Genomic DNA, 24,189 nt, shown 5'->3' with positions numbered 1-24,189 from the left:
CACGGCGCAGTCCCTGTTCGCGGCTGCGGGACTCGCAAACCCGGCTCACTCCTCGCGCTCACGGCGATCACGCTATCCGGCCGGTGGCCGGCTGTCGTGGCCGTATCCTTGGCGGGTGACGGAGCTGGACCGCCTGGCGGCGGAGAAGTACCTCCTGCTGACGACGTTCCGCAAGGACGGTCGGGCGGTGCCGACCCCGGTGTGGGCGGTCCGCGACGGCGACGCGCTCACGGTGTGGACGGTGTCGGACTCCGGCAAGGTGAAGCGGATCCGGCGCGACGGCCGGGTCACGGTGGCCCCCTGCGACGTGCGTGGCCGGCCGCACGGCGCGGCGGTGCCGGGGCGGGCGACGGTCTGCGACCCGGAGGGCACCCGGCGGGTGCGCGGCCTGCTCAAGCAGAAGTACCGGATGATCGGCCGGCTGACGCTGCTCGGCAGCCGGCTGCGCCGGGGCGAGGCGGGCACGGTGGGCCTGCGGATCGTGCTGGACGAGCCCTGAGCGGCGCGATACGCGGCCTTGCGGCATGTCGGGCATTCAGTCCGCGGGGACGCCCCGCCTTGCGGCATGTCGCGTGGGCTTGCGGCGGTGCCGCGGCGGGTGCGGCGGTGCCGCGGCGGGCCCGGACACGAATCAGGGGCGGCAGGCTCGTCGCCCATCGCCCCTGGATCCGAACGCCTTTGACGCCCCCGGCCGTCAGTCTCCCTGCCGCTGCTGCGGGATCTGGCCCTGGAGCAGAGCCCGCACCTCCGACTCGCGATAGCGGCGGTGTCCGCCGAGGGTCCGGATGGCGCTCAACTTGCCCGCCTTGGCCCACCGGGTCACCGTTTTCGGGTCGACACGGAACATCGACGCCACCTCGGCCGGCGTGAGCAGCGGCTCTGGTTCGTGCGTTCGCGATGCCATCGGTCACTCCTCCACATGTATAGACATCGGCCGGGGTCCCGCCGGCCGACGCGTCTCCCATGGTCCGGCTAGTCCCCGATGTCCGACATGGGCCGAACGGCTGAAGGTCCCTAGACGGACGGATGAACCATGCCCGATTTTTACGACTTTTACACCGCAGAAACTACCTTAATCGGACTCATGATCACCCTTGGTGAAGCGCCAGCTACGAGACAGTCTCGGGTTGACCTGCCCGGCTGAGCGGTATGTGGTCAGTTGCACCGCTCCAGCAACTGCACCGCCCGCCACCTCGCCACCAGCTTGTCGTACGCCGCCGAGGCCTCCTCGGCCTCGCTGCGGGACAGCGCCGCCAGGCCGGCCGCGACCAGCTCCGGCGAGTCGTCGGCGGTCAGCGTCTCGTCCGGCAGCAGCTCGACCAGGCCGCCGTAGTCCAGCTCCACCAGCGACCGCGGGTGGAACTCCTCCAACCACCGGGCGGCCTCCTCGACCGCCTCGGTGATCGGCGCCTCGCCGACCGACTTGCGCAGCACCGACAGCGCCCGGGACGAGCGGCGGCGGGCCTTGGAGATCTCCGTCCGGTAGCGCAGCGACCGCCGGCCCGGCCGGGTGCTCAGGTCCCGCTCGCCCGCGTCGAAGAGCACGAACCACCGCAGCGGGACGCCCCAGGTGGCGATCTGCTCGTGCACCCGGGGCACCCCGTGCTCCAGCACCCGGGCGCCGCTGCGCCAGTCGTCCACCACCGCCTTGGCCTGGCCGGCCAGGACCGGCGGGACGAACGCGTCGGCGAGCACCGAGGGCACCCCGTCCCGGGCGCTCAGCGCCGCCTCGGCCACCCGGATCCGCAGGTTCCAGGGGCAGACCAGCAACGTCTCGTCGGTCTCCACGACGTACGCCTCGTCCGGCAGGTCGGGCAGCCGGGTCCAGCCCGCGCCGAGCGCCTCGATGACCGCCGCACGTTGCCGGACGGGCCCGTCCGCCGGGGCCACCGCGCGGCCGTCGGAGACGTACCGCCGCCAGAACGACTGGCGATCCCGGTCGAAGGCGGACAGCGGCTCGTACACGCGCAGATAAGAAGCGAAGAGCGACGGCACGGCGCGATCCTCCCACGACTGGCGGAGCCGACCCCGGTCGGCGTCGGGATCACGAGTGACGCGGCCGACAGCGCGGCGCCGGCCGATATTAGGCTCAGCGGCACCGGCAGCATCCCCGCCGGCGTCCCACCAGGGCAGCGGCCCAAAAGGCCGCACACCGACAGGAGCAAGCAATGGGCGTTTTCGCGAGCACCGACGACCCAGGGTCGAACGGCCACGAACAGGTCGTCTTCTGCCAGGACAAGCAGAGTGGCCTCAAGGCGATCATCGGCATCTACTCCACCGCGCTGGGCCCCGCGCTCGGCGGCACCCGGTTCTACCCGTACGCCAGCGAGGAGGCCGCGCTGGCCGACGTGCTCGACCTCTCCCGCGGCATGGCCTACAAGAACGCCCTGGCCGGGCTGGACCTCGGCGGCGGCAAGGCGGTCATCTGGGGGGACCCGGAGCAGCTCAAGAGCGAGGCGCTGCTGCGCGCGTACGGCCGGTTCGTGGAGTCGCTCGGCGGGCGCTACTACACCGCCTGCGACGTGGGCACCTACGTCGCCGACATGGACGTGATCGCCCGGGAGACGAGGTACGTCACCGGCCGCAGCGTGGAGCACGGCGGGGCCGGCGACTCGTCGATCCTCACCGCCTGGGGCGTCTTCCAGGGGATGCGGGCCGCCGCCGAGCACACCTGGGGCACTCCCAGCCTGGCCGGCCGGCGGGTCGGCGTGGCCGGCCTGGGCAAGGTCGGCAAGTACCTCACCGGCCACCTGGTGGAAGACGGCGCCGAGGTGGTGGCCACCGACGTCAACCCGAAGGCGCTGGAGTGGGCCCGCGCGACGTACCCGCAGGTCACCCTGGTCGACGACGGCGCCGCGCTGGCCGCCGCCGACATCGACGTGTACGCCCCGTGCGCGCTGGGCGGCGCCCTGAACGACGACACCGTGCCGGCGCTGCGGGCGAAGGTGGTCGCCGGCGCGGCCAACAACCAGCTCGCCCACCCGGGCATCGAGAAGGTCCTCGCCGACCGGGGCATCCTCTACACCCCCGACTACGTGGTGAACGCCGGTGGTGTGATCCAGGTGGCCGACGAGATCGAGGGCTTCAACTTCGACCGGGCCAAGCTGCGGGCCACGAAGATCTTCGACACCACCCGGGAGATCCTGCGGCTCGCCGACGACGAGGGCGTCCCGCCGGCGGTGGCCGCGGACCGGCTCGCCGAGCGGCGGATGGCGGAGATCGGCCGGCTGCGCACCATCCGGCTGGGGTGATCCGGGCCACTCCCGGGGACGGGGCCGATGTCCCGTTCCCGGGTGAAGTCCGTCCGCCGCCCCGGTTAAGCTGAACTTGGGGATGATTTACGACGATCTGACCGGTGTCACGGCCGACCCCGGCAGTCACTCCTTACCCGGTACACTGGGTCACGGCCGGGTGACCGCGACGCGCGGAGCCGGCCAGCGGTAACCCGAGGTGCCGAACGTGGGCATCCCCATGTACCGTAAGAGCCACGAGAGATGCCTGACGTCATCGGGGCCCGCCTTCGGGCTGCCCCGAATTCTGTGCGAGGGGGTCGAGCCATGGGGCGCGGCCGTGCTAAGGCCAAGCAGACGAAGGTGGCCCGGGAGTTGAAGTACCACTCCCCGAACACCGACCTCACCGCCTTGCAGCGCGAACTGGCGGGAGCTGGTAAGTCGGACCACGACTTCGACGACGACTACAAAGAGTATGTCGACGACGACGACGAGGACCACGCGGACGACGACCCGGATTCCTGGGCGCGTCCGACCCGCTGAACCACGGACACAGCTGAGCACGCGGTGACACCCGCGTGCTCACCCATGTGTCGGCTGGAAGGCCCGGCGTACCACCGGTGATCAGGGGCCTGCCGGGCCAGGCGGCACGGCAGGCCCCTGATCGTGGCCCGCGCCCTCAGCGGGGCCGGTTGTTCCAGTTGTAGAACGTCGGGATGTTCTCGAAGTGGTTCCAGGCGCAGACCGCGCTGGCCCCGTCGCCACCGGCCACCTCCGCGCGCAGCCGCCGCGCCGCCTCCGCCTCCCGGAGCAGTGCGGTCAACCCGACGGCCGCCTCGCGGACCCGGTCGGCCACCGGATCCCCGCCGACCTCCCCGCCACGCTCAGGCTGCCGATGACTCCTCGTCTCGGGCATGCTCCAACACTCCCTCCAATAGGCGGATCTTGCTGTTGCGGCAGTGTTCGGTCTCCGTACCGTCGAAACGCTTCAGCTCGAAGTAACGGTTGGCCGCGTGGCCACCGCCGCAGAAGCCGAAGTACGGGCAGGAGGACCGGCACGCCTCCACCCCGGTGAGGAACTCAGCCACCCAGGGTGTGCCTTCGGCACCGGCCAGGATCTCCCCCAGCGGGGTCGCCAGCACGTTGCCGCTGCTGAAGTCGCCGTACCGGGGGTCGGTGAAGCCGGCCAGCTCGGGGGAGAGCACGGTGACGGACCCGTCCTGGCCGATCGTCGGGATCGGGTCCAGCCGGCGCGGCAGCAGGTCGTCGGCCGTGTCGTCCAGGATCGCCGCCGCGTACCGCAGGGACCACTCCACCTCGCGCAGGTGGATCCGGGGTTCGCGCCGCCAGGCCGCGACCAGTTCGGCCCAGAACGCCGTCACGGCGGCCGCGTCGTGCGCGTTCGACCGGGTGTTGACTCCCTCGGTCTCCTCGATGTTGATGCCGAGGACGTCGCAGCCCAGGTCGAGGAAGTACTCGTACAGCTCGGTGGCGAGCCCCGGGCCCGGCTCGCTGACCACCGCGAGGGCGGAGAACGGCAGGCCGTGCCGGCGCAGCGCCGCGATCCCGCGCAGGATCCGGTCGTACGCCGGCCGCCCACCCCGGGTCACCCGGTCCCCGTTGCGCTCCGGTGGCCCGTCCACGCTCACACTCACCCGCACCCGGTGCTCGGCCAGGAACGCGCACCACGCGTCGTCGATCAGTGTGGCGTTGGTCTGCACGTGGTGCTCGACGTCCGGGCCGAACGGGGCGAGCAGCGCCGCGAAGTGCTCCCGGCCGGCCGCCAGGGGCTCGCCGCCGTGCCAGACCACCGAGAACCGGCCGGCCGCCGCCCACGGGTTCACCGCGGCGGCCACCGCCTCGGCCACCGCCACCGGCATCCGCCGGTCCTCGCCGCGCAACGGCAGGTAGCAGTAGACGCAGTCCAGGTTGCAGAGGGTGGTCGGCTGCATCACCACGTACGAGGGCACGGTGGCGATGCCACGCATGCCCGTACGGGCGCCCGTTCGAGCAGCCATCGGCCCTTCCTCCCCCGTCCTGAGAGCGAACCTTCAGGCTAGGCGGCGATGGCCACTCGGGTGAAGAGCTGATCAGGTACTCGGATGATCACCCCAGCGTGATCATCAGCCCCGGGTGTGCTGGCCGACCATCTGCACGTTGCCGGAACCCTCGATGATCTCACCGGCCTGCCAGGCGTCCACCCCACGGCCGGTCAGCGTCGCCAGCGCCCGGTCGGCGTCCTCCGCCGAGACGACGGCGAACATGCCGACGCCCATGTTGAAGGTGGCCTCCATCTCCGGGTTCTCGATCCGCCCCTTGGACTGGACCAGGTCGAAGACCGGCTGCGGCTTCCAGGTGGAGCGGTTGACCACCGCGTCGACGTGCTCCGGCAGCACCCGGACCAGGTTGCCCGGGATGCCGCCGCCGGTGACGTGGGCCAGCGCCCGCACCTCGGCCTCGGCGATCAGCTTGAGGCAGTCCTGCGCGTAGATCTTGGTGGGGGTGAGCAGCTCCTCACCCAGCGTGCGCTGCCGGCCGAAGTCGTCGATCACCACGTCCAGCCGCATCCGGCCGGCGCCGAGCAGCACGTGCCGCACCAGCGAGTAGCCGTTGGAGTGCAGGCCCGAGGAACGCATGGCGATCACCACGTCACCCACCTCGACCCGCTCCGAGCTGAGGATCGCGCTCTCCTCCACCACGCCCACGCCGGTGGCGGAGATGTCGTACTCGTCCGGGCGGAGCACGCCCGGGTGCTCGGCGGTCTCGCCACCGAGCAGGGCGCAGCCCGCGTACCGGCAGCCGTCGGCGATGCCGGCGCCGATCTCGGCGACCTTGTCCGGCACGACCTCGCCGGTCGCGATGTAGTCCAGCAGGAACAGCGGCTCGGCGCCGCAGGCCACCAGGTCGTCGACGACCATCGCGACCAGGTCGATGCCGACCGTGTCGTGGATGTCCATCTGCTGCGCGATCACCAGCTTGGTGCCCACACCGTCGGTGGACGAGGCCAGGATCGGGTTCTTGTATTTCTTGGTGTCCAGCCGGAACAGGCCGGCGAAGCCGCCCAGGTCGCCCATCACCTCGGGGCGGCGGGTCTGCTTCACCTTGGACTTGAGCAGCTCGACCGCGCGGTCACCCGCCTCGATCGACACCCCGGCGTCGGCGTACGAGACCGAGCGTTTGCGGGCGGCGCGGCCGGTGCCGGCCGTCCAGGGCTGGCGGTCGCCGCCGGCTCCGGACGGGCTGCTTCCTGTGCCGCTGCGCTCGGACACGTGCGTCACGGTTCTCCCCTTTGTGCTTTTCGCGGGCCGCGTTGCGGACCGGCCCGCGCCGGGTGGTGCTATGGGCGGTGTACGGTCGCGCCGCCCGGTGCGGCGACGAGTGCGGGGTCGATGTGCTCCGGGGCGTCCGGGACCAGGTTGGCGACCCGGCGCCCCACACCTTCGAGGACGTGCTTGCCGATCAGGTTCCCGGCCGGCAGCTCGATCGGGTACTCGCCATCGAAGCACGCCCGGCAGAGTCGGGTCTTCGGCTGCTCGGTCGCCGCGATCAGACCGGTGAGCGATACGTAGCCAAGCGTGTCGGCCCCGATCGAACGCCGGATGCCTTCGTTGTCCAGCCCGTTGGCCAACAGCTCGGCCCGGGTGGCGAAGTCGATGCCGTAGAAACACGGCCAGCTGACCGGCGGCGAGGAGATGCGTACGTGCACCTCCAGCGCGCCGGCCTCGCGCAGCATCCGCACGATCGCGCGCTGGGTGTTGCCCCGCACGATCGAGTCGTCGACCACCACCAGCCGCTTGCCCCGCACGTTCTCCCGCAGCGGGTTGAGCTTGAGCCGGATGCCAAGCTGGCGCAGGGTCTGCGACGGCTGGATGAAGGTGCGCCCGACGTACGGGTTCTTCATCAGGCCGGCGCCGTAGGTGATGCCCGACGCCTCCGCGTACCCGATCGCGGCCGGCGTGCCGGATTCCGGCACCGGGATCACCAGGTCGGCCTCGACCGGGTGTTCCTTGGCGAGCTGGCGGCCGATCTGCACCCGGGCGGCGTGCACGTTGCGCCCGGCGATGGTGGCGTCCGGGCGGGCGATGTAGACGTACTCGAAGAGGCAGCCCTTGGGCTCCTGCGCGGCGAACCGGGTGGACCGCAGGCCGTCCGCGTCGATCGCGATCAGCTCGCCCGGCTCCACCTCGCGGACCACGCTGGCGCCGACGATGTCCAGCGCCGCGGTTTCGCTCGCCACCACCCAGCCGCGCTCCAGCCGGCCCAGCACCAGCGGGCGTACGCCGTGCGGGTCGCGGGCCGCGTAGAGCGTCGACTCGTCCATGAACACGAAGCTGAAGGCCCCGCGCAGCCGCGGCAGCACCTCCAGCGCGGCGGCCTCGACGGAGAGATCGGGCCGGCTCGCCAGCAGCATGGTCACCAGCGAGGTGTCGTTGGTGGCGCTGTCGGCGACCAGATCCCGCGCGGCGACCTCCCGCTGGAGCTCGGCGGTGTTGACGAGGTTGCCGTTGTGCGCCAGCGCGATGGTGGTGCCGGCACTCGTCGCCCGGATCGTCGGCTGGGCGTTCTCCCAGGTCGAGGCGCCGGTGGTCGAGTAACGGGCGTGCCCGATCGCGACGTGACCGCGCAGGCTGGCCAGGGTGGGCTCGTCGAAGACCTGGGCGACCAGCCCGAGGTCCTTGTAGACCACCACCCCGGAACCGTCGCTCACCGCGATGCCGGCCGCTTCCTGGCCCCGGTGCTGCAGGGCGTACAGCCCGAAGTAGGTGAGGTTGGCGACCTCTTCACCGGGGGCCCAGACGCCGAAGACGCCACACGCGTCCTGGGGGCCGGGTCGCTGGGGATCAAGGTCGTGGCTCAGCCGGCCATCGCCTCGGGGCACGTGCCGCTCCCTCATGCTGGACTGGCCTGGCGGAAGGCGGGGAATGCTCCGCACCACTGGGCCGGGACCACTGTCGTCACCTGACAGTGTACGCGAACCAGGGTCTGCACAGAAAGTCACGATCTCACTGCGTTCGGTCACCCTGCCGGCCCGGCGTCAGCCCTGCCAGAGCGGCAGATGGCCGGAGAGGTCAGCCCGCACCCCACTGACCCGGACCCGACCCTGCGTGACCGCGTCCGCCCAGTCGAGCCGGCCGGTCGCCACCGCCAGCCAGGTCTCCGCGTCCGTCTCCACCACGTTCGGTGGCGTACCCCTGGTGTGTCGTGGACCGGGAACACACTGAACTGCACCGTAAGGTGGGACTCGTACCTCCACCGATCGGCCGGGTGCACGCTCGGCCAACAGGGTCAGCAGGGCACGGACCGCATCTCGCAGCACCGGCCGTTCGGGCTTGCGCCCCTCGTCCAGCGCGGCGAGCGCCGCCGAGACCGCGGCGGACTTAATGTGCGGAGAGGACACGACGGGACGATACGACCCCGAGGCGGGGGGCACCACGTCGGCCCTGGGTCGCGCCGATCCGGTCAGACAAGGCATAGTTGCCGACGGCGTATTTCGTACCGTGATGATCCCGGCCCCGGCCAGGGTAGTCAGACCGGAAGGCGGTGGACGTGTCAACACACCGACGTGCCTGGAAGCTTCGGGCCGGTGTGGTCGTAGCGCTGGTTGCCGGCGCGCTGCTCACCGTCCCCGCCACACCGGCTCTCGCCGCGCCCAGCATCGGAAACGTCTCGGCCTCGCCGAGCAGGGTCGAGGCTGGCGGCACCGTGAAGGTCAGCTACTCGCTCTCCTTCTCCGACCCGGCCAACCCCGTCGACATCTCGGTCAGCTCCAGCGACCGGAAGCTCGACTGCGTCGACGGCTGCACCCGGAGCCGGGTGGACCAGCCCGGCAACTACGAGGCGACGTTCCGGCTCGCCGACGACGCCGCCGACGGCTCCGCCACCATCACCATCAAGGCGACCGAGTCCAACGGCCCGCTCAGGCAGTCCGACCAGGGCAGGGCCAACGTCACCCTGGTCGGCAAGCCAGAGCCGACGCCGACCCCGGAAGAGGTCAAGACGGTCAACTCGATCGCCGGCAAGGTGATCGTCACGGCCAACCGGGACGCGGTGCCGAACGCCACGGTGATGCTGCTCGACTCCGGTGGCCACCGTTACCAGACCACCAGCGACGGCAACGGCAACTTCCGTTTCACCGGTTCCAAGAGCGCGCCGATCACGCCCGGCCAGATCCAGCTCGGCGCCAGCAAGGACAACATCGTCAACACGAAGTCCATCAACGCGAACGCCGGGCAGAGCCTGACCGGCCAGCGGATCAGCCTGGCCATCCCGGTCGAGGTGAAGCCGAGCGCGACCCCGTCGGCCACCGCCGAGCCGGTGCCGACCGAGGAACCGATCGAGGAGCCGGCCGCCGAGGACGCGGCCACCGAGGCGCCCCCGGCGCAGGCCGAGAACACCGCCGCGGAGGCGCCGGACAGCGGCCCGTCCTGGCTGCTCATCCTGCTCGGCGGCCTGTTCGTCGCGGTCGGCGTCGGCACCATCGTGCTGCTGCTGATGAAGCGCAAGGAGAACGCCGACGACGAGGGCGGCCCGGGTGCCGTGCCGGCCGGCGCGGTGCCGGCGGCCCGCGGGGCGTACGGCGGCACCGACGACCAGACCCGGGTGGTGAACCGGGTCGGCGCCGGGCCGGACCCGACCATGGTCGGCGGCGCGGCCATCAACGACGCACCCACCATGCTCCAGCGCCCGGTCGTGGACGACGTCCCGCCGGACCCGTACGGCGCACCGCCGCCGCCCGCCTTCGGGGGCGGGGGGCAGCCCGGCTGGGCCGGCAGCGGCGGCTACGGCGAGGACGCCCACGGCCAGGGTGGCTACGGCGGCTACGGCAACGCGCCGTCCTCCGGCAGCGGCGGCTACGGCAACGCGCCGTCCTCCGGCGGCGGCGGCTACGGCAACGCGCCGTCCTCCGGCGCCGGCCACGGCGGACCGGACTACGGCGCCCCGGCCGGCGGCTACGGCGGCGGCCAGGGTGGCGGCGGCTACGGCGAGCGCTACGACGAGCCGACCGGCCGGTACGGCGGCGAAGGCACCCAGTCCTACGCACCGCCCGCCGACCCGTACCCGACCAGCACCTACCAGCCCGCCGGCGACGCCGGGCAGGGCTACGGCCAGGAGCCCTCGTACGGCGGCCACTCGGCGGACCAGGGTGGCGGCTACGGCGGCCAGGGTGGTTACGGCGGCGCTCAGGGCGGCGGCTACGGCGGCGGCCAGCAGGGGTACGACGGCTACGACCAGCGCGGCGGCGCCGGCGGGTACGCCCCGGAGCAGCAGCGCGGCGGCTACGACCAGGGCGGCGGCTACGGCGATCAGGCCGGCTACGGCGGCCAGGGTGGCCAGGGCGGTCAGAGTGGCGGCTACGGCCAGCAGGGCGGATACCCGCCGGAGCAGCGCGGCGGCGGCTACGACAAGCACTCCTACGACCAGCAGGGCGGCGGCTACTACAACGACCAGGGCCAGCCCGGTCGGGGTCGCGCCGACGGGCCCCAGCAGCAGGACCGGGGCGCTCGCCGGCTGGACTGGCTGGACGACTGACCTCGGCGGGCTCGCTGTGCGTCGCGGCGCACAGCGAGCTGCGGCGCACACACCGAGCCGCGACGGACCCGCACATCCCGGAACCGGTGATACCTCAGAGTCATAACGATGACTCTGAGGTATCACGCTTTCCGGGCCGCTGCCCGCAGCGGGCGTGACGGTGGGTGATCGCCGGTCGTTCGGAAGCCGGCGCGGCCAGCCGGCGGCGGCCAGGCGGCGGCGGCCAGCCGGCGGGCTCAGGCCGCGGTGAAGACGCCGTGCCGCAGCACGGGCACCACCGTCGAGACGCCCACCTGGACCGCCACCGCCACGTCCTGCGCGAAGCCGCCCTCGATCAGCTCCCGCCCGGAGGCGCACCCGCGCACCGCGGCCGGCACGTCGGGGGTGCTGGCCAGCGCGGCCAGCGCCATCGCCGCCTCGACCGACAGCCCACCGGGTACCCCCGAGATCGCGTCAAGCACGCAGGCGGCGCCGAGCTGGTCCTCCACCGCCGGGCGCAGCGAGCCGTCGGGCCAGCGCTCACCGGCGGCGATCACCCCGACCGGGGCGTCGCTGGTCCCGTACCCCTGCTCGCGCAGCCAGCGGCCGATGGCCCGGGCGTTGCGGAGGCAGCCGGCCACCACCGGCAGGCCGCTGGCGCTCGCGGCGGCGCTGATAGCCGAACCGTTCGGCGACGGCAGCACCAGGTCGCTCACCACCGGCGCGCGGCTCAGCGCCGCCGGCGACAGCGACCAGGGGCGCTCCTCGCTCACCTGCCGGCGGCCCACCGCCGCCACCGCGCCGACCCGGCGGGCGTACTCGGCGGCCTGCTCCCCCCAGGGGAAGGGGTGCACCCGCATGCCCCGGCCGACCGCCACGTCGACGGCGGTGGTGAACGACAACACGTCCACCACCACCAGGGCGGCGCAGACCCGGCCGAGTTCGGCCGCCCCGGTCAGCCCCCAGTCGAACCGGGCGCCGGAGCCGGGTTGGGCGAAGACCGCCGCGGCGACCGCCTCAGCGTTGCTGAGCCGTACCGGGTTCCGCGCCGTCACCGGAATCCACCTCGGTCGGCCGCGCGGACGCGGTCGGCTCCGCCGCCGGGCCGGCCGGCTCCGCGCCGGCCTCGCCCACCGGCACGCCCTCGGCCGCCGGCTCCGTCGGCACGCCCTCGGCGACCGGCTCCGTGCCCACGCCATCAGCCGCCGGCTTCGCGGCCGCGCCCTGGGCGGCCGGCTCCGTCGGCACGGTCTCCGCGACCGGCTTCGCAGCCACGACCTCGGTGGCCGGCTCGGTCACCGCAGCACCCACCGCAGCCTCCGGGCCCGACTCCGACACCGGCTCGGTCGGCTGCTCCGGCTCGACGGCGGGGACGGCCTCGACCGGCCGCGCCGGCTCGGCCGCGCCGCCCTCGGCCACCGGAGCGGCAGCCACCGGAGCGACCGTCGGTCGCGCATCGGCGCCGGTCGGCGGGCCGGCGACCGCCGGAACGGCTCCCAGGGCCTCCGGCGCGGTCGCCTCGACGCCCCCGAAGAGGCTCGGCAGCGTCGCGGTGTGCGCGGCGTGCAGCTCGTCCAGGCCGATCCGGAACTGGCCGTACACCTCCAGCGCTCCGCCGGCCGGGTCGGTGACGCCGATGTGCTCCCACGGCACGCCCCGCTCGGCGCAGAGCGCCGTGAACGCCTTCTCGTGCCCGCGCGGCACCGACACCAGTGCCCGGGACGACGACTCGCTGAACAGGTAGACGAACGGCATCGAGCCGCCGCCGAACCGCTCCGGCACCACGACCCGCGCGCCCACGCCGCGCCGCAGGCAGGACTCCACCAGGCTCTGCGCCAGACCGCCGTCGGAGAGGTCGTGGGCGGAGCTGAGGTGCCCCACCCGGGCCGCCTCGGCCAGCAGGTCGGCCAGCTGGCGCTCGCGGGCCAGGTCCACCATCGGGGGTACGCCACCCAGGTGCTCGTGCGTCACCCAGGCCCACTCGGACCCGGAGAGCTCCACGTGCGTCTCGCCGAGCAGGAAGATCTGGTCGTGGTCGCCGGCGGCCCGGGGCACGAAGCCCATCGGCACCCGCTCGGCCACGTCGTCCAGCACGCCGAGCACGCCGACCACCGGGGTGGGGTGGATCGCCGCCGCGTTGGTCTGGTTGTAGAAGCTGACGTTGCCGCCGGTCACCGGGATGCCCAGCTCCAGGCAGCCGTCCGCCAGGCCCCGCACGGCCTCGGCGAACTGCCACATCACGCCCGGGTCCTCCGGGGAGCCGAAGTTCAGGCAGTTGGTCACGGCGATCGGCTTCGCGCCGGTCACCGCCACGTTCCGGTACGCCTCGGCCAGCGCCAGCTTCGTGCCGTGGTACGGGTCGAGGCGGGCGTACCGGCCGTTGCCGTCGACGGAGAGGGCGACGCCGAGGCCGCTCCGCTCGTCGATCCGGATCACGCCGGAGTCCTCCGGCTGGGCGAGCACGGTGTTGCCCAGCACGTACCGGTCGTACTGCTCGGTGACCCAGGTCTTGTCGGCCAGGTTCGGCGAGGCGATCATGCGCAGCACGGTCTCCCGCAGCGCCTCCGGGGTGCCCGGCCGGGGCAGCGTCTCGGCCCGGTCGGCCTGGAGCAGGATCAGGTCGGCCGGCTCGCGCATCGGCCGGGCGTACACCGGACCGTCGTCGACCAGCGAGCCCGGCGGCACGTCGACCACGAGCTGGTCCCGCCAGGTGACGACGAGCCGGCCCGGCTGGCCGTCCGGCGACGGCGCGGTGACCTCGCCGATGGCGGTGGCCCAGACGCCCCACTTCTCGGCGGTCTTGAGCACCGCTTCCAGCTTGTCCGGGGTGACGACCAGCAGCATCCGCTCCTGGGACTCGCTGGCCAGGATCTCGTGCGGCTCCATCGAGGGCTCGCGCAGCGGCACCCGCTCCAGCCAGACCCGCATGCCGGTGCCGGCGGAGGCGGCGGTCTCGGTCAGGGCGCAGGTCAGGCCGGCGCCGCCGAGGTCCTGGATGCCGACGACCAGCTCGGCGTCGTACAGCTCGAGGCACGCCTCGATCAGCAGCTTCTCCATGAACGGGTCGCCGACCTGCACGGACGGGCGGCGCTGCTCGCTGCCCTCGTCGAAGGTCGCGCTGGCCAGCACCGACACGCCGCCGATGCCGTCCCGGCCGGTCCGGGCGCCCATCAGCACCACGACGTTGCCGGGACCGGTGGCGTCCTTCTTCTGCAGCCGGTCGACCGGCAGCACGCCCAGGCAGAGCGCGTTGACCAGCGGGTTGCCCTGGTAGCAGGGGTCGAAGACCACCTCGCCGCCGATGTTGGGCAGGCCCAGGCAGTTGCCGTAGCCGCCGACCCCGGCGACCACGCCGGCCAGCACCCGGGCGGTGTCCGGATGGTCGGCCGCACCGAAGCGCAGCGGGTCCATCACCGCGACCGGGCGGGCGCCCATGGCGAGGATGTCGCGGACGATGCCGCCCACGCCGGTCGCCGCGCCCTGGTACGGCTCGACGAAGCTCGGGTGGTTGTGCGACTCGACCTTGAAGGTCACCGCCAGCTCGTCGCTGACCCGGACCACCCCGGCGTTCTCACCGATGCCGGCGAGCAGCCGGTCGCTCGGCGGGGCCTTCTCACCGAACTGGCGCAGGTGCACCTTGCTCGACTTGTAGGAGCAGTGCTCGCTCCACATGATCGAGTACATGGCCAGCTCGGCCTGGGTGGGCCGGCGGCCCAGGATGTGCCGGATCCGGTCGTACTCGTCGTCCCGGAGGCCCAGCTCGGCGTACGGCTGGAGCTCCTCCGGGGTGCCCGCGGCGCGACCCACGGTGTCCAGACCGTGCGACCAGTCCCCGGTCGGCGCCGGCGGGACCGGCTGGCCGGCGTCGGCGGGCCCGGCCTGCGGCACGACGGTGGCCGCCGGCGGCTGGGCCGGGGCGGCGGGGTGGCCGTCCGGGGTCTCCCGGACGGCCGGGTCCGGATGGGTGGTCATGACCTCTCCTCGCTGCGCTCGCTCACGCCGTGGCGCCTTCCGTTCGCGACTGCGGGCCTCGCAAAACCGGCTCACTCCTCGCGCTCACGCCGTGCCGCCTTTCGTTCGCGGCTGCGGGGCTCGCAAGCTCACTCCTCACGCTCACGCCGGTGCCCCCACCAGGTGCTTGAGCACCGAGGTGAAGAAGCCGAGGCCGTCGAGGGAGGGGCCGGTGAGCGCCTCCACCGCGTGCTCGGGATGCGGCATGATGCCGACCACGTTGCCGGCGGGGTTGGTGATCGCGGCGATGTCGCGCTGCGAACCGTTCGGGTTGCCGCCGACGTAGCGGGCCACGACCCGCCCCTCGGCCTCCAGCTGGTCCAGCGTCGCCGGATCCGCGACGTAGCAGCCCTCGCCGTTCTTGACCGGGATCAGCACCTCCTGGCCCGGCTGGAAGGCATTGGTCCAGGCGGTGCCGGCGGACTCGATCCGCAGGACCTGGTCGCGGTTGCGGAAGTGCAGGTGCTGGTTGCGGGTCAGCGCGCCGGGCAGCAGGTGCGCCTCGCAGAGGATCTGGAACCCGTTGCAGACGCCGAGTACCGGCAGGCCGCCGTTGGCGGCGTCCACGATCGTCTCCATCACCGGGGCGAACCGGGCGATGGCCCCGCAGCGCAGGTAGTCCCCGTACGAGAAGCCGCCGGGCAGGACGACGGCGTCCACCCCGTACAGCCCCGGGTCGCCGTGCCAGAGCCGGACCGGCTCGGCGCCGGCGAGCCGGACGGCGCGGGCCGCGTCCCCGTCGTCCAGCGAGCCGGGGAACGTCACCACACCGACCCGGGCGGTCACCGGTGCGCGCCCGCGGTCTCGTCGGTCTCGACCAGGCGGACGGTGAAGTCCTCGATGACCGGGTTGGCGAGCAGTTGGTCGGCGATCTCCCGGGCCCGGTCCAGGTCCGGGGCGCCGGTGAACTCGATCTCGATCCGCCTGCCGATCCGGACCGAGGCGACGTCATCGACGCCGAGCCGGGGCAGCGCGTTTGCGACGGCCTGGCCCTGAGGATCGAGGATCTCGGGCTTGAGCATGACGTCGACGACGACGCGAGGCACTGGGCACTCCTGACTGTGTACGCAGTTGGGTGCCGGCCCGACAACGGGCGAGCGCAGCCAGCCTACCTGGCAGATACCGCCCCGTACGCATCGGCCGACGCGGTTCAGGCAGTGATCGACGTGACCGCCCGGTCGGGCGGCGGGGTCGATACGCGTTCGTAGCGGACCCGATGCGGATTCGTTGCCTGTGATCGGCTGAATGCGTCGCCGGCAGGCCGCTGAGCAGGGACAGCGTCGCCGATGGGCGATCCGGTGACCGGATTGCGACAAACGGCCAGCAGCGTGTCGTGCCGGGAAGATGTCACATCCCCCATCGTCGATGCAAGCCTTGTCAGCCGGGCTCGCGGGCCCTACCGTACATCGTCAAGCGTCGATTGATAGTCGACGCGTTCGGTCGACTCCGCCCGGCGATCCCGGGCCACCCCCCGAAGGAGCCCCCGACATGCGCCTCCGCCCCCTGCTCGCGGTCCTGACCACCGCGCTCGCCGGCGTCCTCGGTGCCACCGCCCCCGCGTCCGCCGCCGAGCCCGCCCCCGTCACCCCCTACATCATCGGCGGCGGCTACGTCTCCTCCGCCCCGTGGGCCGCCGCGGTGTTCAGCAACGGCTCGTTCACCTGCTCCGGCAGCGTCATCTCCGCCCAGTGGGTGCTGACCGCCCGGCACTGCATCAGCGGCTCGATGTCCGTCCGGGTCGGCAGCGTCTACTACGCCTCGGGCGGCGTCACCCGCACCGTGAGCGCCACCTACACCCGCAACGACCTGGCCCTGATGCGGCTGTCCAGCTCGGTGAGCACCAGCTACGTCAGCCTGGCCAACAGCAACCCGCCGGTCGGCTCCACCAACTCGATCTACGGCTGGGGCATGACCTGCTACAGCGGCTGCTCCGCCTCCAGCCAGCTCAAGACCGCCACCGTCCAGGTGACCAGCAACAACGCCACCGACGCGTACGGCGGGCAGGCGATCCGGAGCACGCGGATCAACGGCAACGCCTGGCGGGGCGACTCCGGCGGCCCGCAGTTCTACAACGGCCAGCAGGTCGGCGTCGCCTCCACGGCCGACGGCAGCAGCATCCAGAACTACGGCAGCGTCGCGTACAACCGGGCCTGGATCACCTCGACGGCCGGTGTCTGACGGTTAGCGTCCCCGGCGGCGCGGATGGCCCGGCCTGGTGCCGGCCGTCCGCGCCGCCTGGTTTTGCAGCATGCGGTGCCCTCGACAACGGGCCCGACCAGCCCCGACCGGGCCTGACAGCATCGGAACCGTGCTGGTAGTGACGACGGATCAACTGCCCGGCTACGAGATCCGCCAGATCCTCGGCGAGGTGGTGTCGTCGATGGCGCGGACGCGGAACCCCTACCGCGAGGGGGTCAAGAACCTGCGCGGCGGCGCCTACGACCCGATGGCGCCGGACAACCTCACCCGCTGGCGCACCGACTCCGTCGCCCGCCTCGGCGAGGAGGCCCTGCGGCTCGGGGCCAACGCCGTGGTCGGCATGCGGTTCGACAGCCGCGACTGCGGCGAGATGTGGATGGAGATCTGCGCGTACGGCACGGCGGTGATCGTGGCCCCCAAGACGCCCGACGTCATGCCCCCCGACCAGCCCGCCATCGCGGCGGAAACCGCCCAGGAGCCCACCATCGCCGAGGCCCCCGGCGGCATCGCCGAGCCGGCGAGCGCCCCCAACCTCACCACCGCCCCCGAAACCCCCACCCGCCAACCCTGACCCACCCCACCCACCCCACCCCACCCACCCCACCCCAGCCCACCCCAGCCCGCCGCGCCCGCCCCCAGCCCCGTTGATCATGAAGTTTGCGTCGGAGACGATCTCCTCCTAGACGCAAACTTCATGATCAACGGGGCTAAGCATGGGGGTGGGTGGGGGTGGGGTCAGAGGATGGGGGGTGGGGTGTAGGTGGCGGCTTGGGGGTGTTGTTGCACGATTTCGGTGATGCGGGCGGTTACCCGGGCGATCTGGGATTCGGCGGCGCCGGCGAAGGCGGTGCGGTCGGCGACCAGGGCGTCGATCTCGCCCCGGCTCAGGCCCAGCCGGCCGTCCGCGGCGAGGCGGTCGAACAGGTCGTTCTCGGTGGCGCCCTTTTCCCGCATGGCCAGCGCCACGGACACCGCGTGCTCCTTGATCGCCTCGTGCGCGACCTCCCGGCCGACGCCCCGGCGTACCGCCGCCACCAGGATCCTGGTGGTGGCCAGGAAGGGCAGGAAACGCTCCAGCTCCCGGTTGATCACCGCGGGGTACGGCCCGAACTCGTCCAGCACGGTGAGGAACGTCTGGAACAGCCCGTCGGCGGCGAAGAACGCGTCCGGCAGCGCCACCCGGCGGACCACCGAGCAGGAGACGTCCCCCTCGTTCCACTGGTCGCCGGCCAGCTCGCCGACCATCGACAGGTAACCCCGGATGATCACCGCGAAGCCGTTCACCCGCTCCGACGAGCGGGTGTTCATCTTGTGCGGCATCGCGCTGGAGCCGACCTGGCCGGGCTTGAAGCCCTCGGTGGCCAACTCCTGACCGACCATCAGCCGGATCGTGGTGGCCAGCGACGACGGCGCGGCGGCCACCTGGGCCAGCGCGGAGAGCACGTCGAAGTCGAGCGAGCGGGGATAGACCTGGCCGACGCTGTCCAGCACCCGGGTGAAGCCCAGGTGCTGGGCCACCCGCCGCTCCAGCTCGGCCACCTTCTCCGCGTCGCCGTCGAAGAGGTCCAGCTGGTCGGCGGCGGTGCCCACCGGCCCCTTGATGCCGCGCAGCGGGTAGCGGTCGATCAGGTCCGTCAGCCGCTCGTACGCGATCAACAGCTCCTCGGCGGCGGAGGCGAAGCGCTTGCCCAGCGTGGTGGCCTGCGCCGCGACGTTGTGCGACCGGCCGGTCAGCACCAGGCCGGAGTACTCGGCGGCGTGCCAGGCGAGCCGGGCCAGGGTGGCGACCACCCGGTCCCGGATCAGCTCCAGCGAGCGGCGGACCTGGAGCTGCTCGACGTTCTCGGTGAGGTCACGCGAGGTCATCCCCTTGTGCACGTGCTCGTGCCCGGCCAGCGCGCTGAACTCCTCGATCCGCGCCTTCACGTCGTGCCGGGTGACCCGCTCCCGCGCCGCGATCGAGGCCAGGTCGACGTCGTCGACCACCCGTTCGTACGCCTCGACCACCCCGTCGGGCACGGCCACGCCCAGGTCGCGCTGGGCCCGCAGCACGGCGAGCCAGAGCTGCCGTTCCAGGCGGATCTTCTCCTCCGGCGACCAGAGGGCGACCAGCTCGGGTGAGGCGTACCGGTTGGCGAGCACGTTCGGGATCGTCACGTACCTCAGTCTTTCATGCCGCGATCTACCGGCTGCGGGACCGGCTGGTGCTTGTGCACCGCCTCCAACTCGAAGGCGCCCGGCGACACTCCCGCCGCCAGCAGGGCTGGGTACACCTCGTGCCGGGTCCACCGCAGAACTGGGTTATTTGCATCTTCTGCCACCTAAAGGGCTGAAAGTCCAGGCGGAGCGCCCGACATGTCGCTGCGGTCAGCAGGCGGATCCGGCCCGTGTGATCATCTGCGCCAGCACCACCCTGGCGCGAGCCAACTTCCTTCCGCCTCAGTCGAGGACGCCCATGCGCACATCCCCCCTCGCCGGCCTCACCGCTCTCGCGTTGGCCAGCGGCACCCTCCTCACCGGGTCACCGGCCCAGGCTGCCGGCCCCGCGACGCTCTACGTCGCCCAAAGCTCGACCACCTGCTCCGACGCCGGGCCCGGCACCCCGGAGAAGCCGTACTGCACGATCGGCGCAGCCGCTGCGGTGGTACAGGCCGGTCAGTCGGTCGAGATCGGACCCGGCACCTACCCGGAGCAGGTCACCGTCCCCCAGTCTGGCGCGCCCGGTCGTCCGATCACATTCCAGACGAGCGGATCACCCCTCCTGGGCGGCCCGAAGGCCGGCTTCATCATCGATGGCCAACACGACATCACACTTCGTGGCCTGCGCCTTTCCGGGACGCTGAACGGGCCCGCCCTCGACATCAGGAACGCGGCGGCGGTCTCGATCGAGCAGGTCAGCATCCGGATGAACGCCGCAGCGGCAGCTCCGGCCATCAGCCTGGCGGGGGTCACCGGAGCCAGGATCAGTCGCGCGGGCCTGAGTGCGCCCGAATTGGTCGTGCAGGCGGACACTGCCACGTCCGCAGTTACCGTCAGCTCATCCAACTTCAGCAACACGAGCGACGACAATGTCGGCGACAATGTCGGAATCGAGATCGCCGGCGCCGGTACGGCCCTGCTGAGCAACACCTTCTGGGGTTACTCAGGAGCCGCTGTCTCGATCGAGTCGAGTGCCTCCGAGACAGTGGTGGCCAACAACGACATCTACGAGGGCGGCGGCCACGGCATCCGCGTCCGCGGCGCTGCCGGCACCGCGGTCAGCAACAACACGGTTCGGGGCCGCTGCCGCGACGGCATCCGGGTCGAGGGCTCCTCAACCGGGACGTCGGTGCAGAACAACGTACTCCTCCTGAACGGGAATTCGGGTCCGCACCGATGCGACAGTGCCGTGAACGGCGTCGAGATCGGCGTCTACGACGATGCCGTCAAGGGCACCATCGTTGACTACAACAACGCATATCAGGGCAGCTCACCCTCGATCAACTACTCGTGGGGTGGCAGGCGGATGATCCTGGCCGCGTTCCGCACCGCTACCGGCCAGGCGGCCCACGACCGGGACACGCAGGATCCGCGCAACAACTACGACTCCGCGAACTCGGCGGCCCCCGGCTACCAGACCACCGACATGGTCGGGACCGCCCGCGCCGACGACCCGGCCGTGCCCAACACCGGTGCCGGGCCGGTCACATACGCCGACCGGGGTGCAACCGAGACGTTCCGCAACCCGGTGGCCAGGTTCGAGACGGCGCTGGATCTGGGCAGCCTCTCGGCGACCGTGGACGCCTCCACTTCCGTGCCCGGCTTCGTCCCGATCAACTCGTACCGGATCGACTTCGGTGACGGCACTGTGGCCACCCAGGCTTCTCCACGCGCCATCCACCGCTACGCGACCCCGGGTGCCTATGAGATCTCGGTGCGGGTCACCGGCTCGGACGGCCGCACCAACGTCCTCTCGACCCCAGTGAGTGTGCTGCGGAGGATCAGCACAATCAGTCTGTTGGCCCGCCCCAACCTCCGCTACGTGGCACCGGTCGCCCCAGGGCTTCGGCTTCAGGCCAACCGCTACGGGGTCGACTCGGTCGACACATTCGACCTCGCCGACGCCGGCTCTGGCGCCGTCGCCCTCTACTCCCGATCGAACCGGGCGTACGTGGCCGCGAACGATGGCACGAGTCCGATGTCAGTGAGGTCCACCGCCGTACGTCAGTGGGAGACGTTCCTCCGCGTCCGCAACGGTGACGGGACACTGAGCCTGCTGTCACAATCCAGCAATCGGTACGTCTCCACCTCGGGCAGCGGCGGCACCCTGTACGCGAACGCGGCCAGGATCGGGCGGTTCGAGCAGTTCCATGATGTCACCATCGGCAACGCCAACCGCACGTTCCGGGCCCGCGTGAACGCCCGCTACGTCACCGCTTCTGGCACCGCCGCCGCTCCCCTCATCGCCAGTGCCACCGGTGTCGGCGTCGCCCAAAAATATGACCTCGTTAGCCTCGGCAACTACCAGTGGGCCCTGTTCGCCCGCGCCAACAACCGCTTCGTCACCGCCGACGCGCTTGGCACCAAACCTCTGATCAACAACAAGGTCACCCCCGGCACCTGGGAGAAGTTCACGCTGATCCGCAACAGCGACGGCTCCGTCAGCCTCCGGTCCACCGGCAACAACCGCTACATCAGCGCGGACAAAGCGGGTACGAAGTCGCTGATCGCCAACCGCACCACGATCGGGCTCTGGGAGAAGTTCACCCTCGGCTGATCAACCGGCCCTACACCGACGCCCGCCCGGCGCTCCGCCCGGCGGGCGTCGGTGTTTCAACTCAAGGGGAACCAGGCAGCCGGACGTCGTAGCGAAGCTCGTGCAGGTGGCTGCCCTTGACCAGGACCGACACCTCGACCGGCTGCTCTGCCTCGGCATAGATCACCCGCAGCTGACGCAGCACGGGCACGTACGGCGGCAGCGCCAACGCCTCCACCTCCTCGGTGGTCGGCATCCGCGCCGAGACTCGATCGACCACCGCGTGCTGCGCAAAGCCGAGGTCGGCCAACGCCCGGCCCGCCCCACCGCTGATCTTGCGGCGGTCGGCGAGCTCGGTACTGCGCGCGATCGAGGCCGGATAGTAGGACCAGGACAACTCGGCCGGCTCGCCGTCGTGGAGCATCAGCCGCTGCCGCAGCACCGCCCTGCCGCCGTCGCCGAGCGCCAGCAGCCGCGCGACCTCCGCTGGCGGCACAACCTCTTTGACGGCGAGCAGCCGATAGCTGATCCCACCCGGTCGAGGCGCGAGATACGCCGTTGCCTCCATCACGATGGGCTCGCGGTCGCGCACGTAGACGCCCTTGCCCATCTCGCTGCGCACCGCCCCCTCGGCTTTGAGGGCGGCGAGCGCCCGCTGGACCGTCGCCGTGGCGGCGGCATAGCGCGTGACCAGCGTGGGGATCGACGGCAGTTGCGTGCCAGCCGGCAGCTCGCCGGACATGATGCGGGCGCGAAGGTCGGCGGCGATCTGCTCGTGGCGAGGACGGACGTCGCCTCCGCTGTCCATGCCCCGCTCCCTCGTGTCGCTACTCGATGGTCAATTCGTACCGTAGGCGCCTACCTTGGGGCACCATCGTCATCACGCTCAGCTCGACCGGCAAACCCTCGGCGGTACTGAGCACCCGCGTCAAGCCGAGCACCCACTCGCCCGAGGTCAGGCCGAGCATGCTCCTTTGAGCTTCGGTGGGCTCCCGCGTGTAGACGTCCTCGGTGACTCGCCCGGGACGATAGCCCAACTCAGCGAGCAGGTTGACGGCCCCGCCACGAATCTTGCGTGGCTCACCCAAGGCGGTGCCACGAGCGATCGAGGCCGGATAGTACGAGTCGGTCAGCTCGACGGGCTGTTCGTTGAACAGCATGAGCCGCCGTCGAACAATCACCGCCGCGCCGGCTTCCACCCGCAGCGCTTCGGCCACCTCGGCGGCAGGCGTCACCTCCCGTACCTCCAGCAGGCGCTGGGTTCCGGTCCCACCCCGCTGCGCCGCCTCGGCCGCCCAGGCATCACCACCATGCGCCGACCCGGGTGTGACGTAGGGCATCGAGACACTGACCCACTCGGGACTGCTCATCCCCGACTCCTCCGCACCGACACCGGCCAAGAGTAGACCGAGCGGGGATAGCGTTCAGCCACACCTTGCTGCCTTATTGTTTAGGCAGTAAGGTTGGTCGCGAAGAGACGGACCGGGGTGGGTCGGTTTGGCGGCCTCTCCCACTCCCGGTCCGGCAACGAGTCGGCGGAAGCGACCACGACGGATCACGCCCGGGGACAACTCCCCTCCTGTCTACCACCTGCGCGCCTCACGGCGTACCCGGCGGTGGTGGCGTGCCGGGCGCGGCCCGCTCCCGACCGACACACCGGCGTCGACCCGGCGTCGGTCCGTGATCGCAGTCGGGAGTGGGAGATGGGCGTCTACCGATCGAGCACCTGGCACCGTGACGAGGCCGAGGCGGCGGCGGCGCGCGAGATCCTGGCCAGCCACGTGCCCGAGCCGGAGCGCCAGCTGTGCGTAGTCTGCCTGGTGCCGGGGCCGTGCCGGCCGGCGAACGCGGCGGCGAACCGGCTCGTCGAGCTGGGCCGGCCGGTGCTGCCGCCCGAGCGGCCGAGACGGCAGCCCGGCAGGTGGGGTTGGTTCGGGCCGCAACGGCGGGCCGTGCCCGGGCGGGCCCCGCTGCTGACCTTCGCCTGGCTGCACCGGCTCGCAGCTCCGCGCCCCACGCCGGACGCCTCGGTGGCGGCGTGACCACCCGCCCACCGATCCCCTTCCGAGCCGGCGACGTGGTGCGGCTGGCCGAGCAGCACTACTGCTACGGGCTGGGCCCGCTGACCCTGCGGATCGTCGAGGTGGGCCGCCGCGAGCGACACAGCGACGGGATCTGGATCCACCTACGCGGTGTCGAGCTGGGCCCTCCGGCCGGCCGGCGCCAACGCCGGGTGCTCGCCCGGCTGGACGCGGTCGAGGTCCGGCCGGGCCCTACGCCGGCGGCGCACGTGCCGGTACGGCCCGGTTGGCAGTGCGCGGGCTGCCACGACGCGTGGCCCTGCCCGGACGGACGGCGGCGACTGCTCGCCGAGTACGCCGCCGACCGAGCCGCCCTCGGCGTCTACCTCGGTCTGCACCTGGTCGACTCCGCCGGGGACCTGCGCGACGAGTCGGCCGGGAGCCTGCACGCCCGCTTCCTCGGCTGGCTCCCGCGTCGATAGCC

Annotated in this window: 23 protein-coding genes; 9 read left to right on the top strand and 14 right to left on the bottom strand. The window is 72.0% G+C overall.

Annotated elements, in window-relative coordinates:
* The first annotated feature begins 115 nt into the window (after positions 1-115).
* Entirely contained in the window at positions 116-499 is a 384-nt protein-coding gene (locus tag AB0H57_RS16680; protein ID WP_357507210.1) for a PPOX class F420-dependent oxidoreductase, read from the top strand.
* A gap of 195 nt (positions 500-694) precedes the next feature.
* On the opposite strand, the gene AB0H57_RS16675 is transcribed toward AB0H57_RS16680, so the two are convergent.
* Positions 695-904 (bottom strand): BldC family transcriptional regulator, encoded by a 210-nt coding sequence (locus AB0H57_RS16675; protein ID WP_007073996.1) that lies wholly within the window; start codon positions 902-904, stop codon positions 695-697.
* 251 nt (positions 905-1,155) lie between these two features.
* Positions 1,156-1,995, bottom strand: coding sequence for a hypothetical protein (locus tag AB0H57_RS16670; protein ID WP_357507208.1), 840 nt, complete (start codon positions 1,993-1,995; stop codon positions 1,156-1,158).
* Between the two features lie 173 nt (positions 1,996-2,168).
* Between AB0H57_RS16670 and AB0H57_RS16665 the strand changes: the two genes are divergently transcribed.
* Positions 2,169-3,251 (top strand): Glu/Leu/Phe/Val dehydrogenase dimerization domain-containing protein, encoded by a 1,083-nt coding sequence (locus tag AB0H57_RS16665; RefSeq protein WP_357507206.1) that lies wholly within the window; start codon positions 2,169-2,171, stop codon positions 3,249-3,251.
* Positions 3,252-3,557: 306 nt separating this feature from the next.
* On the top strand, positions 3,558-3,773 hold the full coding sequence (locus tag AB0H57_RS16660) for a DUF3073 domain-containing protein (RefSeq protein WP_357507204.1): 216 nt from the start codon (positions 3,558-3,560) through the stop codon (positions 3,771-3,773).
* A 136-nt stretch (positions 3,774-3,909) separates the two neighbouring features.
* Here AB0H57_RS16660 and amcA read toward each other — a convergent pair whose 3' ends face one another.
* From amcA to AB0H57_RS16635, 5 genes are all read right to left on the bottom strand, one after another.
* The gene (amcA, locus tag AB0H57_RS16655; RefSeq protein WP_357507201.1) at positions 3,910-4,146 is read right to left on the bottom strand and encodes a multiple cyclophane-containing RiPP AmcA; all 237 of its coding nucleotides are present in this window, start codon (positions 4,144-4,146) and stop codon (positions 3,910-3,912) included.
* Positions 4,115-5,218, bottom strand: a complete 1,104-nt coding sequence (amcB, locus tag AB0H57_RS16650; protein ID WP_357507320.1) for a cyclophane-forming radical SAM peptide maturase AmcB — start codon at positions 5,216-5,218, stop codon at positions 4,115-4,117. The genes amcA and amcB overlap by 32 nt, the downstream gene beginning before the upstream one ends.
* 135 nt (positions 5,219-5,353) lie before the next feature.
* On the bottom strand, positions 5,354-6,508 hold the full coding sequence (gene purM, locus AB0H57_RS16645; RefSeq protein ID WP_357507199.1) for a phosphoribosylformylglycinamidine cyclo-ligase: 1,155 nt from the start codon (positions 6,506-6,508) through the stop codon (positions 5,354-5,356).
* A gap of 59 nt (positions 6,509-6,567) precedes the next feature.
* Entirely contained in the window at positions 6,568-8,109 is a 1,542-nt protein-coding gene (gene purF, locus AB0H57_RS16640; RefSeq protein ID WP_357507197.1) for an amidophosphoribosyltransferase, read from the bottom strand.
* Between the two features lie 156 nt (positions 8,110-8,265).
* The gene (locus AB0H57_RS16635; RefSeq protein WP_357507195.1) at positions 8,266-8,628 is read right to left on the bottom strand and encodes a sterol carrier family protein; all 363 of its coding nucleotides are present in this window, start codon (positions 8,626-8,628) and stop codon (positions 8,266-8,268) included.
* A 149-nt stretch (positions 8,629-8,777) separates the two neighbouring features.
* On the opposite strand from AB0H57_RS16635, the gene AB0H57_RS16630 reads away from it, so the two are divergent.
* On the top strand, positions 8,778-10,760 hold the full coding sequence (locus AB0H57_RS16630; RefSeq protein ID WP_357507193.1) for a carboxypeptidase-like regulatory domain-containing protein: 1,983 nt from the start codon (positions 8,778-8,780) through the stop codon (positions 10,758-10,760).
* Positions 10,761-10,996: 236 nt separating this feature from the next.
* Here AB0H57_RS16630 and AB0H57_RS16625 read toward each other — a convergent pair whose 3' ends face one another.
* From AB0H57_RS16625 to purS, 4 genes are all read right to left on the bottom strand, one after another.
* A complete protein-coding gene (locus AB0H57_RS16625) occupies positions 10,997-11,794 on the bottom strand; it encodes a 2-phosphosulfolactate phosphatase (protein WP_357507191.1) in 798 nt (265 codons plus the stop codon).
* The gene (gene purL / locus AB0H57_RS16620) at positions 11,757-14,711 is read right to left on the bottom strand and encodes a phosphoribosylformylglycinamidine synthase subunit PurL (RefSeq protein ID WP_357507189.1); all 2,955 of its coding nucleotides are present in this window, start codon (positions 14,709-14,711) and stop codon (positions 11,757-11,759) included. The genes AB0H57_RS16625 and purL overlap by 38 nt, the downstream gene beginning before the upstream one ends.
* Positions 14,712-14,852: 141 nt before the next feature.
* Complete coding sequence (purQ, locus tag AB0H57_RS16615; protein ID WP_357507187.1) at positions 14,853-15,536, bottom strand: phosphoribosylformylglycinamidine synthase subunit PurQ; 684 nt, start codon at positions 15,534-15,536, stop codon at positions 14,853-14,855.
* A complete protein-coding gene (gene purS, locus AB0H57_RS16610) occupies positions 15,533-15,796 on the bottom strand; it encodes a phosphoribosylformylglycinamidine synthase subunit PurS (RefSeq protein ID WP_357507184.1) in 264 nt (87 codons plus the stop codon). The genes purQ and purS overlap by 4 nt, the downstream gene beginning before the upstream one ends.
* Positions 15,797-16,238: 442 nt before the next feature.
* Between purS and AB0H57_RS16605 the strand changes: the two genes are divergently transcribed.
* On the top strand, positions 16,239-16,928 hold the full coding sequence (locus AB0H57_RS16605) for a DUF1986 domain-containing protein (protein WP_357507182.1): 690 nt from the start codon (positions 16,239-16,241) through the stop codon (positions 16,926-16,928).
* Between the two features lie 70 nt (positions 16,929-16,998).
* Positions 16,999-17,520 (top strand): YbjQ family protein, encoded by a 522-nt coding sequence (locus AB0H57_RS16600; RefSeq protein ID WP_357507180.1) that lies wholly within the window; start codon positions 16,999-17,001, stop codon positions 17,518-17,520.
* A 164-nt stretch (positions 17,521-17,684) separates the two neighbouring features.
* On the opposite strand, the gene purB is transcribed toward AB0H57_RS16600, so the two are convergent.
* Entirely contained in the window at positions 17,685-19,106 is a 1,422-nt protein-coding gene (gene purB, locus AB0H57_RS16595; protein WP_357507178.1) for an adenylosuccinate lyase, read from the bottom strand.
* 298 nt (positions 19,107-19,404) lie between these two features.
* On the opposite strand from purB, the gene AB0H57_RS16590 reads away from it, so the two are divergent.
* Complete coding sequence (locus tag AB0H57_RS16590; RefSeq protein WP_357507176.1) at positions 19,405-21,705, top strand: right-handed parallel beta-helix repeat-containing protein; 2,301 nt, start codon at positions 19,405-19,407, stop codon at positions 21,703-21,705.
* A gap of 61 nt (positions 21,706-21,766) precedes the next feature.
* On the opposite strand, the gene AB0H57_RS16585 is transcribed toward AB0H57_RS16590, so the two are convergent.
* Together AB0H57_RS16585 and AB0H57_RS16580 are read right to left on the bottom strand one after the other, a co-directional pair.
* The gene (locus tag AB0H57_RS16585; RefSeq protein ID WP_357507174.1) at positions 21,767-22,492 is read right to left on the bottom strand and encodes a GntR family transcriptional regulator; all 726 of its coding nucleotides are present in this window, start codon (positions 22,490-22,492) and stop codon (positions 21,767-21,769) included.
* A gap of 19 nt (positions 22,493-22,511) precedes the next feature.
* A complete protein-coding gene (locus AB0H57_RS16580) occupies positions 22,512-23,054 on the bottom strand; it encodes a UTRA domain-containing protein (protein ID WP_357507172.1) in 543 nt (180 codons plus the stop codon).
* 333 nt (positions 23,055-23,387) lie between these two features.
* Between AB0H57_RS16580 and AB0H57_RS16575 the strand changes: the two genes are divergently transcribed.
* Together AB0H57_RS16575 and AB0H57_RS16570 are read left to right on the top strand one after the other, a co-directional pair.
* Positions 23,388-23,726, top strand: a complete 339-nt coding sequence (locus AB0H57_RS16575) for a hypothetical protein (RefSeq protein ID WP_357507170.1) — start codon at positions 23,388-23,390, stop codon at positions 23,724-23,726.
* Complete coding sequence (locus AB0H57_RS16570) at positions 23,723-24,187, top strand: hypothetical protein (RefSeq protein WP_357507168.1); 465 nt, start codon at positions 23,723-23,725, stop codon at positions 24,185-24,187. The genes AB0H57_RS16575 and AB0H57_RS16570 overlap by 4 nt, the downstream gene beginning before the upstream one ends.
* The last annotated feature ends 2 nt before the right edge of the window (positions 24,188-24,189 follow it).

The sequence above is a fragment of the Micromonospora sp. NPDC050686 genome (assembly GCF_040654475.1).
Taxonomy (GTDB): domain Bacteria; phylum Actinomycetota; class Actinomycetes; order Mycobacteriales; family Micromonosporaceae; genus Micromonospora.
This window is presented reverse-complemented; position numbering and strand designations above follow the sequence as displayed.